17 protein-coding genes are annotated in these 18,563 nt (G+C 43.9%); 9 read left to right on the top strand and 8 right to left on the bottom strand.

What is annotated here, in order from left to right; translation table 11 throughout:
• Nucleotides 1–119 precede the first annotated feature (119 nt).
• Together hisC and pheA are read right to left on the bottom strand one after the other, a co-directional pair.
• Entirely contained in the window at nucleotides 120–1,250 is a 1,131-nt protein-coding gene (gene hisC / locus AAEY72_RS06575; protein ID WP_210540599.1) for a histidinol-phosphate transaminase, read from the bottom strand.
• Nucleotides 1,251–1,343: 93 nt separating this feature from the next.
• Complete coding sequence (pheA, locus tag AAEY72_RS06570; protein WP_201588433.1) at nucleotides 1,344–2,519, bottom strand: prephenate dehydratase; 1,176 nt, start codon at nucleotides 2,517–2,519, stop codon at nucleotides 1,344–1,346.
• Between the two features lie 492 nt (nucleotides 2,520–3,011).
• Between pheA and AAEY72_RS06565 the strand changes: the two genes are divergently transcribed.
• Complete coding sequence (locus AAEY72_RS06565) at nucleotides 3,012–3,953, top strand: transaldolase (RefSeq protein WP_352309932.1); 942 nt, start codon at nucleotides 3,012–3,014, stop codon at nucleotides 3,951–3,953.
• Between the two features lie 108 nt (nucleotides 3,954–4,061).
• Nucleotides 4,062–4,529, top strand: coding sequence for a hypothetical protein (locus tag AAEY72_RS06560; RefSeq protein ID WP_352309930.1), 468 nt, complete (start codon nucleotides 4,062–4,064; stop codon nucleotides 4,527–4,529).
• 83 nt (nucleotides 4,530–4,612) lie between these two features.
• On the opposite strand, the gene AAEY72_RS06555 is transcribed toward AAEY72_RS06560, so the two are convergent.
• Entirely contained in the window at nucleotides 4,613–5,182 is a 570-nt protein-coding gene (locus tag AAEY72_RS06555; protein ID WP_352309929.1) for an adenine phosphoribosyltransferase, read from the bottom strand.
• Between the two features lie 329 nt (nucleotides 5,183–5,511).
• On the opposite strand from AAEY72_RS06555, the gene AAEY72_RS06550 reads away from it, so the two are divergent.
• The gene (locus AAEY72_RS06550; RefSeq protein WP_010201990.1) at nucleotides 5,512–5,676 is read left to right on the top strand and encodes a rubredoxin; all 165 of its coding nucleotides are present in this window, start codon (nucleotides 5,512–5,514) and stop codon (nucleotides 5,674–5,676) included.
• Nucleotides 5,677–5,703: 27 nt separating this feature from the next.
• Nucleotides 5,704–6,735, top strand: a complete 1,032-nt coding sequence (locus AAEY72_RS06545) for an alpha/beta fold hydrolase (RefSeq protein ID WP_352309928.1) — start codon at nucleotides 5,704–5,706, stop codon at nucleotides 6,733–6,735.
• Between the two features lie 105 nt (nucleotides 6,736–6,840).
• Here AAEY72_RS06545 and AAEY72_RS06540 read toward each other — a convergent pair whose 3' ends face one another.
• Nucleotides 6,841–7,881, bottom strand: coding sequence for a WG repeat-containing protein (locus tag AAEY72_RS06540; protein WP_352309926.1), 1,041 nt, complete (start codon nucleotides 7,879–7,881; stop codon nucleotides 6,841–6,843).
• A gap of 491 nt (nucleotides 7,882–8,372) precedes the next feature.
• Here AAEY72_RS06540 and AAEY72_RS06535 point away from each other — a divergent pair, with 491 nt between their 5' ends.
• Nucleotides 8,373–9,305, top strand: a complete 933-nt coding sequence (locus AAEY72_RS06535; RefSeq protein ID WP_352309925.1) for a DMT family transporter — start codon at nucleotides 8,373–8,375, stop codon at nucleotides 9,303–9,305.
• Nucleotides 9,306–9,440: 135 nt separating this feature from the next.
• On the opposite strand, the gene AAEY72_RS06530 is transcribed toward AAEY72_RS06535, so the two are convergent.
• A complete protein-coding gene (locus AAEY72_RS06530; protein WP_352309924.1) occupies nucleotides 9,441–10,859 on the bottom strand; it encodes a solute carrier family 23 protein in 1,419 nt (472 codons plus the stop codon).
• A 541-nt stretch (nucleotides 10,860–11,400) separates the two neighbouring features.
• Here AAEY72_RS06530 and AAEY72_RS06525 point away from each other — a divergent pair.
• Nucleotides 11,401–12,834, top strand: coding sequence for an L-serine ammonia-lyase (locus AAEY72_RS06525; protein ID WP_352309922.1), 1,434 nt, complete (start codon nucleotides 11,401–11,403; stop codon nucleotides 12,832–12,834).
• 114 nt (nucleotides 12,835–12,948) lie between these two features.
• Here the strand turns inward: AAEY72_RS06525 and AAEY72_RS06520 are convergent, their stop codons facing one another.
• The 3 genes from AAEY72_RS06520 to xthA form a co-directional block, all read right to left on the bottom strand.
• Nucleotides 12,949–13,347, bottom strand: a complete 399-nt coding sequence (locus AAEY72_RS06520) for a DUF4377 domain-containing protein (protein ID WP_010202007.1) — start codon at nucleotides 13,345–13,347, stop codon at nucleotides 12,949–12,951.
• Between the two features lie 380 nt (nucleotides 13,348–13,727).
• Nucleotides 13,728–14,951, bottom strand: coding sequence for a bifunctional glutamate N-acetyltransferase/amino-acid acetyltransferase ArgJ (gene argJ, locus AAEY72_RS06515; protein WP_352309921.1), 1,224 nt, complete (start codon nucleotides 14,949–14,951; stop codon nucleotides 13,728–13,730).
• A 47-nt stretch (nucleotides 14,952–14,998) separates the two neighbouring features.
• Nucleotides 14,999–15,823, bottom strand: a complete 825-nt coding sequence (xthA, locus tag AAEY72_RS06510; protein ID WP_352309920.1) for an exodeoxyribonuclease III — start codon at nucleotides 15,821–15,823, stop codon at nucleotides 14,999–15,001.
• Nucleotides 15,824–16,044: 221 nt separating this feature from the next.
• Here xthA and AAEY72_RS06505 point away from each other — a divergent pair, with 221 nt between their 5' ends.
• The 3 genes from AAEY72_RS06505 to AAEY72_RS06495 all read left to right on the top strand — a co-directional run bounded on the left by AAEY72_RS06505 (nucleotide 16,045) and on the right by AAEY72_RS06495 (nucleotide 18,397).
• Nucleotides 16,045–16,641 carry a hotdog family protein gene (locus AAEY72_RS06505; protein WP_352309918.1) on the top strand — a complete coding sequence of 199 codons (597 nt, stop codon included), beginning with the start codon at nucleotides 16,045–16,047 and terminating at the stop codon, nucleotides 16,639–16,641.
• Between the two features lie 9 nt (nucleotides 16,642–16,650).
• Nucleotides 16,651–17,493: an ABC transporter ATP-binding protein gene (locus tag AAEY72_RS06500; RefSeq protein WP_352309917.1), complete on the top strand. Its 843-nt coding sequence runs from the start codon at nucleotides 16,651–16,653 to the stop codon at nucleotides 17,491–17,493.
• A 112-nt stretch (nucleotides 17,494–17,605) separates the two neighbouring features.
• Complete coding sequence (locus AAEY72_RS06495; protein WP_352309916.1) at nucleotides 17,606–18,397, top strand: ABC transporter permease; 792 nt, start codon at nucleotides 17,606–17,608, stop codon at nucleotides 18,395–18,397.
• Nucleotides 18,398–18,563 lie beyond the last annotated feature (166 nt).

The raw sequence follows: 18,563 nt of genomic DNA, 5'->3' as shown, positions 1-18,563 counted from the left end.
TCACGGCTTTTCTCGTTGAACACACTAGGATCAGTTTGGGTAAAGCCAATCTTAGCGTTATAAAATTTAATGGCTAATTAAGATCATTAACTTGACTAAAAAAACATCTATTGATGCGTTTAATCATCGGTCAAGATAGAGCGCAAGGTATCAATCAAGCGCATGTTATCTTCTGCGACGCCTACCGTGATGCGCAACCAAGTAGGTAAGCCGTAACCTACCAGTGGCCGTACGATGACCCCTTGCTCGAGCAACGCTTGGTTAATCAATAGCGCATCTTCATCATCCATCTCTACCATGATAAAGTTGGCATGTGACTTAATAAAACCCAACCCTAATGCATCGAACTGCTTCTCTAGCCAGCGCATTTGCTCATCATTCATCAGACGAGTTTTTTCGATAAAATCTTGATCAGCAAGTGCCGCCGCCGCTGCCGCCAACCCAATACGACTGACGTTAAATGGCTGACGAATACGGTTTAATAAATCCGCCACTGCTACCGAGCTTAACGCATAGCCAACCCGCAGACCTGCTAGTCCATAAGCCTTAGAGAAAGTACGGACGATGATCACATTGTCAAATTCATCTATGAGTGCCCTATTATTACTTTCAGGGCTGTACTCGATATAGGCTTCATCCAATACCACCAATACCGAGCTTGGCACACTGGCAACAAACTGGCGCAGCTCTTTATGCTCAAGCTGTGTCCCAGTTGGGTTGTTAGGATTGGCAATAAAGACAATCTTGGTATTAGGGTTGTCTTGAACCGCTTGACTCATGGCCTTTAAATCATGACCGAATCGATGGGCGGGCACTTCGATATCTGTAGCACCTTGCATTTTTGCCAGCATCGAATAGACCACAAAGGCATACTGACTATAAACGATAGCATCATTGGCACCCACAAAACTACGCGCCAAGATATCGAGCAAGTCGTCAGAGCCATTGCCCAATGTAATCTGATCGATATTGACATCATTGAAGTCAGCCAGTGCTTGCTTTAGATAATAACCATTGCCATCAGGATAACGCGCCAGCTGACCGAGCTGCTCTGTCACTGCCAACGTCACTCGCGGTGAGCAGCCCATTGGATTCTCGTTGCTAGCAAGCTTTACCACATCTGAGATGCCGTACTCGCGAGTCAACTCTTCAATCGGCTTGCCCGTTTGATAAGGAGCCAGCTCTAATATACTGTCGTACGCTGGCACGAGTGGTAATAAGCTTGATTCGGTCAATGGCGTTGTCTGCATATTGTATCCTTAGATGTAATGAACCATCTATTATTAATAATAACAAGAGCTTATGACAGCTATCTGCTATAAATGGTCTAGCTTTTAAAACGCTTACAGTACCGCTTTGGGATATGAGCCCAGTACACGTAAATCTTTTACCAATGGGCGAATATCATTAATGGCTGCGCTAACATTTGGATCATTAACATGACCATCCATATCAATAAAGAACACGTATGCCCACTTATTAGGACGTTCAGGACGCGTCTCGATACTGGTCATCGACACGCCATGATAAGACAATGGTTTTAAGATTTCGATAAGCGCGCCCGCTTTGTCATGTGCTGAGACGACGATAGAGGTCTTATCTTGTCCTGACGGCGCAATCGCTTCGTGACCGATGATAAGGAAGCGTGTGGTATTGCTTGGATTGTCTTCAATATTTGAGTAAAGTTTATGCAAATCATACTCTGCGGCAGCGACATCCCCTGCAATCGCAGCCGAATGCCATTCATTCTTGAGTCGACGTGCAGCTTCACCATTGCTAGATACGGCAACGCGCTCCACATTGGGATAATTAACATCGAGCCAATGACGGCACTGAGCAAGCGACTGCTGATGCGAATAAATACGGCTGAGACCGTCAAGCTTGGTATGCTCTGCAACCAAGAAATTCTGATGAATCGGTAACTCAACTTCCCCAATTATTTTTAAGGTAGAAGACAAGAAACCGTCTAACGTGTGATTGACCACGCCTTCTGAAGAGTTTTCAACCGGTACAACGCCGTACATCGCTGTACCCGCTTCGACTTCACGGAACACATCAGTGATAGTGGTCATCGGTACTGTATCAGCGGCTTTACCAAAATGCTTGAGAGCAGCGGCGTGAGTAAAAGTACCCACTGGACCCAAAAAGGCAATACGTTGCGGTGCTTCTAGATCTAAGCATACCGACATAATTTCACGAAACAGTCGCGCCATTTTTTCATCAGCGATTGGACCAGTATTACGCGCCATGACCGCTTTTAGAACTTGCGCTTCACGTTCTGGGCGATAAAAAATAGGATTGGTTTTTTCAGCAGTAGGACTTTTTGCGATGTGTTCTTTTTTGACCGTCGCCACTTGCTGAGCCAGTTTGGCACGGTTATTAATCAATGTCTGGATTTCGCAGTCTACGCTATCAATACTATGGCGCAGCTGATCTAAAAACTCTTTTTCGTTTGAGTGGTCGCTTACGCTAGTTTGATTTAGATTGTCCATTTTTTGCTCTGGTGACTGCTCACTCATTACCGCCCATCCTTTTTCTAATATTATTGCTGAGTTTTATAACTATTTGGTGTGACTTTTTAAGTTTATCTATACTTAAGTCTATCTATACTTAAGTTTATTTGAGATTAGCTCTGACCATATTGCTAGTCACTGTTCAATAGAACAGTTTATCAAAAATATCATGTCCTACTCGTCTATACGATTCTTGGATTCATCAGCCAATACAGCAGACAAGGACACGACCGGCTCTACTATAGCAAAAACTATGCTCAGTGCCCATTCGTAAATGCTTGTAAACTGGCTAACGGCTATAAATATTAGCACAGTTATCTGATATGGCAGCGATAGGCGGCAAAACTATGAGAGAACACCGCCTTAAAACTATGTTACAGTTCAAAACTAATGGTCAAAAGCACCTTTAATAAGCATGTTTAAAAATATAAACACGTTTAACAACAGATCCAGTCTTTAGAACATAACTATGTTAATTGATTCACACAAGGATACCTGATGAGCGCATTACAACAGCTTCGCACCATGACCACCATTGTCGCTGATACTGGCGACCTTAGCGCTATTGCCCGCCTAAAACCTGTCGATGCGACCACCAACCCCAGTCTCATTACTAAGGCGCTCATTCACTCTGACAATCAAGCCATGCTATCAGAAACCATGAGTCGACATCGCGGTGACATCGATGCGGTAATTGATGCGTTAACCATAAAAATTGGCTGCGATATTTTATCTTTGATTGAGGGTCGCGTCTCAACTGAAGTCGATGCGCGTTTGTCTTATGACACCCAAGCGACTATCGATAAAGCACTCAGCTTTATGGAAGCTTATCAACAAGCAGGTATCGACTCAGAGCGGGTATTGATTAAGATGGCAGCAACGTGGCAAGGTATCGAGGCCGCACGTTATCTGGAAACCCAAGGTATTCACTGTAATCTAACGCTACTTTTCGGACAACATCAAGCGATTGCCTGTGCCGATGCTGGCGTGACCCTGATATCACCTTTCGTTGGACGCATTTTGGATTGGCAAAAACGCCAGCAAAACCGTCAGAACGTACCAGTCTCTGATGACATGGGCGTGCAATCGGTCAAGCTTATTTATCAATATTTCAAACAGCATGGCTACAATACGCAAGTAATGGGCGCAAGCTTCCGCTCTACTGAGCAGATATTGGCATTAGCAGGCTGTGATCTGTTGACCATTGCCCCCAACCTCATTGATGAGTTGGCAGCGATGAATATAGAAGTCCCTCGTCAGCTGTCACCAAGTATGTCGATGGCGTTAGATGATATGACCCGAGTGAGTTTGAACCATGAAGAATTTAGTCAAGCTTATCAAAAAGACACCGTCACTCAGGATTTATTACCTAAGGGTATTGACGGCTTTATCGATGCACGTGATGAGCTTGCTCAGGCATTGGCAGCGATGCGCAATTAATCGTTGCGATAGCAGGTGGTCAAACACTGTCCAATAAAAGAAATTTGCCTGCTAATAGTAAGTTCGTTATTATAACCCACTTCAAATAACAAGAAGCAAGGCTTGATTATGAGACGGCTATCAGTGGTATTAGCAGGTAGTGCGCTAGCGATTAGTGCACATGCAGTCAGCTGGGTAGAGATATCTGAGACTGATTCTGGTTCGATTTTCACCTTAGACTCAGACTCTATTGAAAGCTCTGACATCAATATCATAGATGAGAATAACGTCGAAAACATTTCGGTATCTATTCGCAGAACCTATCCACCGCAGTTACAACAAACGGATAAAAAAGGCAAAAAGGACAAAAAAGAAAGCTATATTCATCATAGCGATCAGCAGTTATTGATATCTTGCAAAGATGCCAGTTACTATAAAAGAGCCTACGTCAATTATGGCACTGACAACAAGGTAATCAAATCTTGGCAATCCGACAAACCCATATTGACCAGCAAGGATTTTAAGGTCACGATGCCAAAAACAATCGGTCGCAAAGTAGTAGAGCAAACTTGTGAGCGTTATCAACAAAACCAATAAAATACCAAATAAAATATATTGATATCAAAAAAGCGCGCCGAATTCATTCAGCGTGCTTTTTTATTATGCTAAAAACCATTTCTCTAAGCTTTTAATACCGTATAAACAGGCACGGGGAATTCACCATGCAACTCAACCAAATCCAGCAGTACCAAAGCACCGACGACCGTATGATCTGCTGACTGGCACAGCTCATAAGCAGTGGTTAGTGTACCGCCCGTCGCCAAAATATCATCGACCAACAATACCCGTTCAGGTGGCAAGTTGTTTTGCATCTCAAGCGTGTCTTTACCATATTCTAGCGCATAGGATTTGTTGGCAACAGGCGGTGGCAACTTACCCGGCTTACGCAACAAAATCATGCCTTTACCCAAGCGACCTGCCAGCAAGCTTGCAAACACAAAGCCACGCGCCTCTACAGCACCCAAGCAGTCCACTTCATCCATCAGCCCTTCTGGCAAGGTTGCAAGCAGTGCATCAATGACCGCATTAATATGACTGCGCAGTAACGGGGTGATATCATAAAAATCAATGCCGACTTTTGGAAAGTCTGGTACTGTGCGGATAACCTGCCAAAACGGGTGGTCAGTATTGAGTATATTAGACAGATCAATTTCGGTATTAGCAGATGTAGCGGCAGCATTAACGCTCATAATAACCCTTATCTCATATGGCTTAGATGGTAATAAGTGACGGTGATAAATGACAGACATCACCGTGAAATTAGTGGCGATTACTATAACATAATTTGGTGTAATATAGCGGCGAGACGAACAATCATACAATCGCCTGAATCAATAAAATGCCAATCATGGACTTGATAAAAGCTGAGTCATCTCAACATACAAGTGTAAACTTAACTATCAAAACAACGGTTATATGCTAAACTACGGGCGTTTTTACCGTCCAAATATGAGCGGTAATGCTCAGTAGACGCTCTAAAAACACCCTGTAACACTGGTAATGATCGATAGGACTATTTATGAAACGTTATGAATGTATCGTCTGTGGCTGGATATACGATGAAGCGCTTGGCTGTCCTGAAGAAGGGATTGCGCCTGGCACCAAGTGGGAAGACATCCCAGAAGACTGGATTTGCCCAGAGTGCGGTGTTGGCAAGCTTGATTTTGAGATGCTTGAGATTTAGTAGACGACTCTCTAATTAGGACACTTCATGACAAAATCCAATAATATCAATAATTCGGCATTGCTTAAAACCTCTGGAGATGCTGGGGTATACCCTACTCCTGACTGGCAACGATTTGGTCAACACCAATGGCGCGAATCAGACCTTAGCGAACACCTCCATCAAGCGATGATAAATATCGGTGATGGCATTGAATTGTGCGTTGAGGCAGGCGGTAATCCCAATCATCCCCCACTGCTGATGATTATGGGACTTGGCTCGCAGATGATATTTTGGCCAAACAATTTTATCAAGCGCCTTATTGATGCAGGATTTTTTGTGATTCGTTTTGACAATCGCGATATTGGCTTGTCTTCCAAAGTACAAATTGACGGCTTACCGCGTATCAGTCAGTTAAAAATGATGATGCGTTTGCAAACCGGATTGTCTAATAAGAGTACGCAGGTTGCTTATAATTTGACCGATATGGCAGAAGATACCGCACGTTTGATTAAAGCGTTGCAGCTGGGTAAGACACATCTACTGGGTGCTTCTATGGGCGGTATGATTGCTCAAATCGTGGCGGCACGCTATCCAAGTTTAGTACAACGTATGGCCTTGATGTTTACCACCACCAATCGGGCTTTTTTAAAGCCACCCAAGCCTAAGCAGTTGTATACGCTTATCAATCGCCCTGAGAGTCATTCTGAGCGCGATATTGTGCGCCATAGCGTCTGGTTTATGAAAACAGTCGGTACGCCAGGACACGTCAACGTCCGTATGGTGCGTGAAATTGCCAAGTTACGTTATCAGCGCAATTTCCATCCGCTTGGTACCGTGCAACAGCTCAATGCGATCTTGGCCTCGGGCTCTATTAGCCGGTTTAGCAAGCAAGTCAAAGCACCGACGATTGTGCTACATGGCAGTGCAGATGGGCTATTGCCGCCTTCACAAGGACGCGTGGTCGCTAAGACCATTCCCAATGCTAAGTTTCATTTAATCGAAGGCATGGCACACGATATCCCAGAGTACTATCAGCCTTATATGATTGATTTGATTCGCAATCACCTATTGGCTTAATACGCAGTTAACACCTTCAATCATTAGCGATAAAAAAGCGTGCCATGCTATGTATTACTCATAAGCATGGCACGCTTTTTTTGCATCTTAGTATGAGTCAGCGCTTTAATCACAACCAACACTCACTCCTTCTTTATCAATGCACATTTTATTACCGTTTTTTAAGTTACCAATCCACGCTTTACCATTTGCAAATGTAAAGGCAGGCTTGCCTTGATAACTGTCACCACTCGACACACCCACCTTATCAAAGCGAAAAGGAATCACCAGCTCACCGCCCAAATTGATAAAGCCCCAGTTGTCATCAATGCGCACGCCAGCTAGTCCTTCTGAAAAAGGACGAGCATCATCAAATGAATAAGTAATCATCGTCACATTGTTTTCATCGACAAAACCCCATCGACCATCTTGCTGACGTGGCTGTAACGTCGTAAAACGATTGGGCGCTGCTTGCCTAGATTGTGCTGACGCGGTAGCAGACCTACTATTGGCGGTTTGCTTTGCAGATGACGGCTCATTATTATTACTGTCACTACCATTTGGATTGCTAGTCGCTTTGCCGTTTTTGTCCACCCAACTGGTCGCTTGATTTTTACGTACTTGCGTCACACCGCCACGATAATCATCAATATCACTGATTGACGCAGAAAACGACACGATGGTCTTATTTGCTGTATCGATAACCCCATAGTTGCCGTCTCTTTTGACCACGATACGTCCATCAGATACCGGACGCGCCCAACCCTGACTTTCCTTTAGCATGTCGTAGGTCGCCGGTATCACCTCACGACCCTGCATGTTGAAATAACCGACGTGACTATTGCGCAGCACGGGTAATAAGCCACCAGCTATCTTATCTGCATCGACTTTTTGATAGCGTGATAAATCAACGACTTTTTTGCCTTTACTATTCAGTAGCGCCACTGGCGCACCGAAGTCCTTGGTTGCCAAAAAATAACCGCTACTCGCGGTACAAGAGACATTCTTATAATAGCTCTTGGGTATTTTACAGCTGGCAGCTTGTGCAGTTGGCATCATAAATAGCGCACTGACGAATAAGCCCATAGGAATGCCATATCGTGCCATTTTTAGTTGCGATCCAAATATTAAAGAAAGCGACTTTTTTGATTGAGTACGTCGATGCATAAATAAACCTAGGCTAAAAGTAGTAGAAACTATGTTGAACACTTTAAGAGAGTAATGAAAGACAGATTAGCAAATCGCGACCTTCACGCCAATGCTATTCCTGTAAGGATGCGACTCGATGATATAAGCACTATTATATATAGTCAAAATATCCTAAAAACGCGACGGTATTGCTGATATTAATTTTTTGTAGCCTCTGCCTGCGCAGGCACAGCAAGCAAGAAAAATTGATATCAGCAGTGCGTGATGTATCGATATTACTTTTCACTCACTATAGTTAACGTTAGCTGACTATCAGCATCTATTTTCCCATACGCTTACCATACTCGGTTCTTTCAAAAATATAATCATCATAAGAATAAATTATGTTTCAACCATTTCATTTTAAGTCTAAAACCTCGACAATACGGGGTATGTGCATTGTACCGTGAGCACAGTAAGATTAAAAAAAGAACGCCACCCACTAAACGTGATCAATCTAAGGACAATCTATGGCTATTGCCGCTTCTCGCTCTGCACCTATTGGCTTGGTTATTGGTTGCATCATCTTTGGTCTGGGCAGTTTAATCGTTGCACACGTTGATATCGGCGGTTGGGCCATGTCGTTTTGGCGACTCGCCATCTCAGGAGTAGTCTTTGCTGTCTTGGCAAAAATCATGGGACAACGTTTGCCACGCTCAAGACGTGCCATTTTTTATGGTTTATTGTCAGGCGCATTTTTGGGGTTCGATTTGGCGCTTTGGCACGAGAGTATCTATGCTGTCGGGCCTGGTATTTCAACCTTACTTAATAGCTTACAGATTTTCTTTTTGGCAGCGATTGGGTTTTTATATTTTAATGAACGGCAATCTATATTACAGCTTATCAGTCTATTTCTAGCGATGGCTGGAGTGGCGATGATAGGTAGCCCTGAGTTTGCACATAATAGTGCCGCAACTTGGGGCTTTGTGACGGGTATCGTCTCAGGAGCGATGCTGGCAGCATCAATGACATTTATCCGTAAGACACATGACACCGAGCCAACACCGATATTTATGCTCATGCAATTAATCAGTATCGGCGGTGTGCTGGCGATGATTGTACCGATGTTTTTGTTTGATATGGGCAATATCTTACCCAACAGTTGGTCTGAGATTGTTTGGGTACTTATTTATGGTACGGTCATGCAGTGCTTGGCTTGGGGTCTGATTGCCTACTCTATCCCTAAGCTATCTTTGGCGCTGACTGGATTACTACTGCTATCTGAACCAATTGCCGCATTGGTCATTGATTATACTTGGCTGGACAAACCGATTAATACTTTGCAATGGAGCGGCGCGCTCTTGACGATGTTTGCCATTTACTTAGGTTCATTAAAACCCAAGCCGCGCGCACTACGTCGCTATCGGTTTTTTTCACGGTTTTATAAGCGTAAATATAAATAGTTATACGGGTACGCTTATTTATATTTACTTTTTATTTGGCGTATAGCTTTAATGAGGGCGTGTCATCATTTATACCGTGAAGATTAAAATAATGACCCGCCCTCATTTGAAACGTGATGCTTAAACGACAATCAATCAGTCTTTTTGACGATTGAATAATGCATTGAGTACGATAGCCGCCAAGGTAGCCGTGCCGATACCGCCCAAATCAAAGCCACCTAAGTGCAGGCTAAAGTTACCCGTTCCCATGATGACAGTGACAGCGGCGATGATTAGATTGCTGTTTTTGCTAAAATCAATGTGGCTGTCTATCCAAATTTTTATCCCAGCGACAGTGATAAGTCCAAATACTATGATAGAAGCACCGCCCAATAAGGCCGCTGGTATCGTCTGAATGATTGCACCAAATTTTGGTGAAAGTCCCAATATGATAGCCACCAAACCTGCTACGACAAAAATCGTGGTGCTATACACCTTAGTTACTGCCATGACACCGATGTTTTCTGCATAAGTGGTGACACCTGTACCACCAAATCCTGCTGAAAAAGTCGTTGCTAAGCCATCCGCTAAAAATGCTCGACCCATATAAGGGGTAACACGAGCCTTAGTCATGCCTTCTACGGCTTTAAAATGTCCCAGATTTTCGGCAACCAAAATAAACGCCACTGGTGCGATCAAGATAATGGCGCTCATCTCAAAACGAGGCGTATGGATGCTTGGTAACCCAAACCATGAAGCAGCAGACACCCCACTAAAATCAATGGGCGTACCAAAACCCATTATATTGGTCATCACAAAATAAGCGACGTATGACAATATCAAGCCAACCAGCAATAAAAGTCGACGCAACATACCACGCGTAAACACAGCCACACCACTAATCAGCAACACGGTTAAGGTGGCCATCCAAGCATCAAACTGATTCGCAGACACTCCCTGAATGGTCACTGGCGCCAAATTTAGACCAATAATCATCACGATAGCACCCGTGACGATAGGTGGCATCAGACGCTCAATCCAGCCTGTGCCCGTTTTCATCACCAGCAGCCCAATCAAAGCATAAATGATGCCGCAGGCCATAATACCGCCCAAGGCGACATTTAAGTTGTCATTGAAGCCTACGCCAGCATATGCAGTCACAGCGATGACGGGGCCAATAAAGGCAAAGCTGGAGCCCAGATAGCTCGGCATGCGCCCACCCGTGATCATAAAGAACATCACAGTACAAATACCTGACATCAAAATAGCGAGGTTAGGATCAAAACCCATTAACAGTGGCGCAAGCACCGTCGCACCAAACATCGCAAAAGTATGCTGCACACCCAGTAATATGCTTTTTGACGGTGGCAAATATTCATTGATACCGACCGGATCACGATCTAAATCGCCACTATAAGATTGCCAAGTCGGAAACCAACGACCATTTTCAAAATCCGGATTTTTTGGATAGCTCATGGCTGCTGAAGGAATACCAGCCGCTTCTAATGCGTTGTGAGTAGGTAATGCTTCAGCACTTTTGTCTGATTGAGAGGCGTTATCAGTGGGAGATGTCATGCATGCTTGTCCTATGTGGGCGGAGCTAATAATAGGCTAAAATAACTGGATGAATAAAAACTGAGCTAAAGTCGAACGTCAATAGATAGAAGTAGCTGGCTAAAAATAACGAAAAAAAACCGAGACTCAACACCATACCTCTTATAATATGTCATCCAATTCATTCATTTATGTTGTAAGGTAGCAAACCAAAAGTATTATTTGGTATGATAGCTATGTTTTGCTAGATGTATAAGGTCGGATATGTTCTACTTGAACGACCGTCTAAATCATTTTTGCCTGACGTATTTCACAGCGACACCAACTTACAGGATGTTACATAAACGTTGGCTCCAAGCATCATAGCGGAGTTTAATAATAAATAAAAGTTATTATTCATTCGTCACATGTACTTCCATGTTTACATACTTTCATAGACAACACCCCAAACTAAACACTTATCGGTGCTTGTTGGTTGGGGCGGTTTATTATATTTTTCATGCCAGTGCTGCAGCCAATCGATAACCTATGCTGATGCACTTAAAATTTTTGGTAGCTTATTATGATTAGTGTTTTTGATTTATTTAAAATTGGTATTGGACCCTCAAGCTCACATACCGTCGGTCCGATGGTAGCGGCGAACTTGTTTTTGGCGTCTTTGCTCAAGCAAGCGGAGCTGACCGCTATAGACAGTATTGAGATTGAGCTTTATGGTTCATTGGCTGCGACCGGTAAAGGGCATGCAACGGATACCGCCATTTTACTAGGGTTACTCGGACATACGCCCAGCACCATCGATACGCGCCTGACCAGCAACTACTTGGCACCCATATTTTCAGAAAAAAGTCTGAACATATCAGGTGCTCATACGATTGCTTTTGACACAGAGCGTGATATCTATTGGTACGACGATACCGTCCTACCCTATCATCCTAATGCTCTGACGCTTCGAGCATTATTGGTAGATGGTACTCGTTATCAGCAGACCTACTACTCAATTGGAGGTGGCTTTGTAATTAATGAAGAGAATGCCACCAATCCAGATGAAGACCATGCTAGCCCCACCATTGATAGTATTCCCTATCCTTTCAATAGCGCCGCCGAGTTATTAGAGCAATGTCGCCAGCATGGGCTGAGTATCAGTGACTTAGTCCTCACGAATGAATGTCATTACCGCGAGAAAACAGAGGTTTTTGCCTACTTAGATAGTATCTGGGACGTGATGCAAGACTGCGTCAAACAGGGCTGTGAAAATGGCGGTATTTTGCCTGGCGGCCTAGATGTCAAACGCCGCGCTCAAGATCTATATTCACAACTGTGTGCGGAGAAGAACCAACCCATTACAAAAACCGATAAATTAGCCGCGATGGATTGGGTTGATTTGTATGCGCTCGCCGTCAACGAAGAAAACGCCAATGGCGGTAAAGTGGTGACCGCTCCTACCAATGGTGCCGCTGGCATCATACCGGCAGTCCTACATTACTATCGTGATTTTTTACCAAGCTACAGCCAAAGCGGCGTCTATAAATTTTTGTTAAATGCCACTGCCATCGGTAGCCTTATCAAACAAAATGCTTCAATCTCTGGTGCTGAGGTTGGCTGTCAAGGTGAAGTTGGCTCTGCATGTGCAATGGCCGCCTCTGCATTGGCTGAGATTATGGGCGGCGATCCTGCCAAATGCTTGAATGCTGCTGAAATTGGTATCGAGCATAACTTAGGTCTCACTTGTGACCCTGTTGGCGGCTTGGTTCAAGTCCCTTGTATTGAACGCAATGCGATGGGCGCGGTAAAGGCGATCAACGCGGCACGTCTCGCCTGCCGTGGCAATGGTCAGCACTTTGTCTCTTTAGATAAGGTGATTGAAACGATGAAAGTAACTGGGGCTGATATGCTAGATAAGTATAAAGAAACCTCACGTGGGGGTCTTGCTGTTTATGCTGATAACCGCATACCCACTGCGAGTCATGGTGTCAGTGTAAAATATAGTCAATGCTAATATAATTAACATCAGTATAGACTGTCGTGATGTGATTTTCATAAACACTCATGACAAAAAAAGACCTCTAATTCGTTAGAGGTCTTTTTCATTCTGACTAGGGCGTGTCATCATTTACTCAGCAGTTTTTGAAACCACTTCGTTTAAAATCCAAACTGGTTTAACCATGTTGGTGGTCTCATTCATCATCGCTTCTTGACGTACGTCCAAAACATAGCGGTAATTTGGCTCATAAGTGAAGCCTTGGATGTTACCGTTTAGAGTTGTATAGTTTTTCTGATAAGTTTGGCGATACTGTAAGCACTCTGATTCAACTTTGGTGCCATTGGCAGTCATAAGATCACAAACTGCTTTACGCGGTGCAATCTCTACTTCAAAGCTTGGAATGTTAATAACTTTAACATTCATAGTCTGACCTTCAACGACCATGGTACGCTCATTGTCCATACCCATAGTAGAACAACCTGACAGGGCAAAAGTAGTCATCAATGCGGCAAGTGCTAATTTTTTCATTATTCAATCCTCAGTTAAGTAATATTCATTATTGCCCGTTTGAACTCGTTTTAATCATTTATAGACGCTCAAAACGTAAGGCATTTGTGACCATACTGGCAAAGTCAATTTAGACAACCAAACAAAGCTGATAATTTCTCAGCAGTATCGTCTATTGTTTACTGAGACTAGTATATGTCGCAAAGCGACTTATCCTCTATGACTGGTTTGTAAAGTAACGTCAGCTTTTGCAACTCATGTTAGTCAAACGTATTAAAAAGCAGACCAATACAATATATATTTGACATTGCAAAAAAACGGTCGAAGTAATCATTACTCCGACCATTTGATCGCTTTCGTTCAGATTGAGATGACGCCTTAATTAACGCCCATTTCGATAATTAGCTACGGTAATCGGCATTTATCTTGACGTAATCGTAAGACAAATCGCAGGTATAAACCGTATCGCTAGCGTCGCCACGTGCCAAATCAATATGAATGGTAATTTCAGGACGGCTCATGACCGTTTTGCCCGCCGCTTCCGTATAGCTAGGCGCAACACCACCATTTTGGCAAATCATGACTTCATCTAGATAGACATCGACTTGCTCGGTATCTAAATCTTCGATACCCGCATAACCTACTGCGGCGAGGATACGACCCCAATTGGCATCACTGGCGAAGAATGCGGTTTTGACTAGCGGTGAATGTGCAACCGCGTATGCCACATCGCAGCATTCTTGCGTCCTCTTACCGCCAGTGACTTTGACAGTCATAAACTTGGTAGCGCCTTCCCCATCACGCACGATTAATTGTGCCAGACGAACAAATACTTCGGTTAATGCCTCAAAAACAGGCTGATAATGTGGATGTTCTGGGCTGTCGATAATATTTGAGCTAGCAGCGCCTGTGGCAATCAACACACAACAATCATTGGTCGACGTATCTCCATCGACGGTGATGCGGTTAAAAGACTGCTCATTGATGGCGCTCAACATCTCTTGTAATAAATCAGCAGCAATGTTGGCATCTGTTGCCACATAGCCCAGCATAGTCGCCATATTTGGTCGTATCATACCTGAGCCTTTTGACATGCCCGTAATATGATAGCTGCTACCCGCCACGTCGATTTTTTGGCTAGCAAGCTTAGGAATTGTGTCTGTGGTGCGAATACCATTCGCCGCCGCCAGCCAATTATCAGCAGCTAAACTGGCAAGCGCCTCATCTAAACCAGCGATGACCGCCTCGCTGTTTAATGGCTCACCAATCACTCCAGTAGAAAACGGTAATACAGAATTGACAGCCACGCCAGCTTTACTAGCCAGCGCTGTACAGATATCAACAGCGCGGCGCTTGCCATCAGCGCCCGTCCCTGCATTGGCATTGCCAGTATTGGTGACCAAATAACGTGGGCTAGCCTTAGCAAAATGCTCACGTAATACTCGCACTGGCGCGGCACAAAAGGTATTTTTAGTGGTGACGACCGCACTGGTTGCGTTCTCAGCAATCTCAATCACGACCAAATCATCACGATCTTTGTAGCGTACGCCTGCGGCAGTAGCACTTAACTTGATACCGTCAATTGGGTAAATAGTATTCGGTACTGCAATATTTCCAACAGCCATAGAGACATCCTTATTTTTCAATTTTCATAGTTATAAACAGAATACTATTAGGGTTTGCTTAAGTTAAATGCCGACCAAATCGGTGCATGGTCAGACGGTTTTTCCATGGCACGTAGCTCATAGCTGATACCAGCATCGACGCAGTCATCGACTAGGTCTGAGGTGCACAAGATATGGTCGATACGTAGACCGCGCTTAGGCTCGTCGTTAAAACCACGACTGCGATAATCAAACCAACTGTATAAATCTGTACTCTCTGGATAGTACAGACGGTACGTGTCAGTCAGCTCGCGTGACATCAGGGCTGCATACCATTCGCGCTCTTCTGGTAAAAATGAGGTTTTTCTATTCTTAAGCCAGCGCTTTGCATTAACTTCGCCAATCCCAATGTCGATATCTTCTGGGGCAATATTCATATCACCCATGATAATGAGCGAGCGTCCTTCCGCCTTTAGAGCATCAATATAAGCCATCAAATCTGCATAATAAGCACGCTTCATAGGGAATTTGGTCGGATGATCTTGGCTTTCTCCTTGTGGAAAATAACCATTGAGTACGTCGATTTCACGACCGTCAAACTCATATCGTGCGTGAATAAAACGCTTCTGCGCCTCGACATCTTCGCCAGGAAAACCTTTTTGCACAAATATTGGTGCAACCTTGGACAAGAGTGCCACGCCATAATGGGCTTTTTGCCCAAAATACTCTACGTGGTAACCAAGGCTTTCTATGTTTTCTAGTGGAAACTGCTCATCATGTACTTTGGTTTCTTGTAGACCCATCACATCAGGATCGATTACCTCACGTACCGCCTCCAGCTGATGTTGACGAGCACGAATACCATTGATATTAAAACTGACAAAACGGGTCATAAATTATCCTATACTAATTGATGAAAATACGCTGCTAATATACAGAGCTGGGATGTGACCATACATAAAACACTATCATAACAGAGGCAGACTGACCTAGCTGTTGCGCGCCCTGATATCTTACGCTAGAGTAGTTGTTATTCGTATGATTGCTATCAAATCTTGTGTATCGAATCATGGCTATCACGGAACACTTATTAAAATAATTATTGAGCATTGTTATGACAACCACTATTAGCAAAACTACCAACACCTTATCAACGACAGCAAATGAAACTACGCCATTATTTGCCAAAGACTACAATGTCTATATTAATCATACTGACGCTGGCGGTATAGTCTACCATGCCAATCACTTGGTGTTTTTTGAAAACTGCCGCCGTGACTGGTTTGGTCAACTGGGTTTAAATGGGTATTTCTTGCAGACCGATGACGGTCAAGTACAGCATTTTGTCGTGAGTCAAGCAGACTTGCAATACAAAAGAGCCATTCTTTTAGACGAAATCATCAATGTACGTATCGATAAAGTCGAATTAAAACCTGCCAGCATTATTTTTTATCAGAGCATTCATCGTCATGGCTCAGACAGCTCTTCTACCGATCATACGAATGACAATACCAACGCTAAAAACAGTTTATTGAGTAGCACCAAAATCGTCATCGCTTGTGTGCAAAATCAAGTCAGGACAGAGCCTGTGTCTCATGATGAGTCGGATACTGCCTTGGCTAGCGCCTCGCCCATGCGACCGATTCGTGTCCCAAAAAAGCTACGTGATGCTTTACAAGAAGCGATCAATCAGCCTGTAAATGCACAATGATTCTGACCTATGAGCCTTGATACTGACACGCCTATCGTTGAATTTGAACACCTCTGGGTACATAGCAAACGTATCACGCCAATCAACACTGGTGATCAACGACGTGCAGTTAAAACGAAAATCCATAGCGTGTCTGCCATCTGCGATAAATGGACGACCAAATTTAAAAAAATCTCGACCCCCGATCAGAGGTTGCCGACGCATAAAAAGGTATTGATAAATGACGTTAGCGGTACACTATTAGCAGGGCAAATAACCGTTTTAACAGGCGCTTCTGGCAGTGGCAAGTCCTTACTGCTACGTGTGCTTGCAGGACTATTACCGATGAGCAGCGGTGAGATTTGTTTGCGCAGTCATGATGCATCAAATAGCGGCAGTTATAAAAGCATTCATGATACACCGCCGACCCAGTGGCGCACACGCATCGCCCTACTGGCTCAAAACCCACAGCTGCTAGAAGGCCGTGTGCTTGAAAACTTACAGATGCCCTATCGTCTACAAGCGCATCAACATCTTGACTTTGATATCGACTGGCATATCGCTCAGCTTGTTCAGCTAGAGCGCAGTGCTGACTTTTTACAACAAGAGGCAAGTCATCTCTCTGGTGGCGAGCGCCAACTGGTCAATACCTTACGTCTTTTGCAACTAAATCCACAGGTATTGTTATTAGATGAGCCCACAGCGGCTTTAGACATCGATACCTCAACCCAGCTAGTGAATCTACTGGTTAACTGGTTGCGCGGCGATGCACAGCGCACCATATTGTGGGTGACTCATGATACACAAGATATCATGCCATTAGCCGACAGGCATTGGCACATGCAGGCAGGCGTATTAACCAAAATGCGCTAGGGTATGTTAAACATTCAAATATTAGGACTGCTGATCGCGAAAGTCGACTTTTAATCATGACCGCCCCTAATACTTATTTCCCTCACCTTAACGACATTAATAATGAGCAGCTATGAGCGGTACGGATGATATGCAAATATTCCTCACTTACGGTGATATTGCGCTTGCCAGCAGCTTAATTATTATCGTCCTTATCCTATCATGGCGACTACGCTTAACATTAACCAAAACACTATTAACGGCGGCTGTTCGTACTATAGTCCAACTGAGCTTTATCGGTTTGATTCTGGCATGGATTTTTGCTCGTGAGCAATGGTATGAAGTCCTCCTCATACTGACTATCATGACCTTGATTGCAGGAGGTGCAGCCAAAAATCGTGTCAAGCGCAGCTACAAAGGTTTATTCATCGATACCCTCCTCGCTGTCAGCCTATCAGCCGTATTGGTCACCAGTATCGCCATCTTTGTGATATTAAGAGTGCAGCCGTGGTATACGCCGCAATTTGTCATCCCTATATTGGGCTTAATACTAGGCAACTCTTTAACCGCCATCTCATTGACCAGTAATCAGTTGATTGAAGCTTTTCATGAGCAGCAAGGACGTATTGAAATGATGCTCAGCCTCTCTGCCAGGCCCTTTGAAGCCGTGCATGAGCAGATACGAGCGGCCATCATCAATGGTATGACCCCAACGCTGAACTCTATGCTGGTAGTTGGTATTGTCAGCTTGCCAGGGATGATGACAGGGCAAATACTGGCGGGTGCAGATCCTACTCAAGCGGTACGCTATCAAATTGTCACGATGTTTTTAATCTGTGTTAGCAGCACTTTAGGATGCACTATTAGCGCGTTGCTTATTTATCGGCGTTTTTTTAATAAACATGAGCAGTTCCTTTCACCGTAATATAAGTGACTGACTTTAGAATTGATACAGTGGGCTGTGACAAATTTTCATAGCCTCAATTTTAGTGACACATGTTTATTGACGTATCTATTTTATTGAAAGTCGGCTATAGTTTTGAGATAGCGCTTTGATAGATTATCAACCTCGTCATAATTAGACTTGTTTC

Origin of the sequence: Psychrobacter sp. W2-37-MNA-CIBAN-0211 (assembly GCF_040309405.1) — a bacterium.
Classification (GTDB): Bacteria; Pseudomonadota; Gammaproteobacteria; order Pseudomonadales; family Moraxellaceae; genus Psychrobacter; species Psychrobacter glaciei.
The sequence above is the reverse complement of the archived record's forward strand: the minus strand, read 5'-3'. Positions and strand labels throughout refer to the sequence as shown.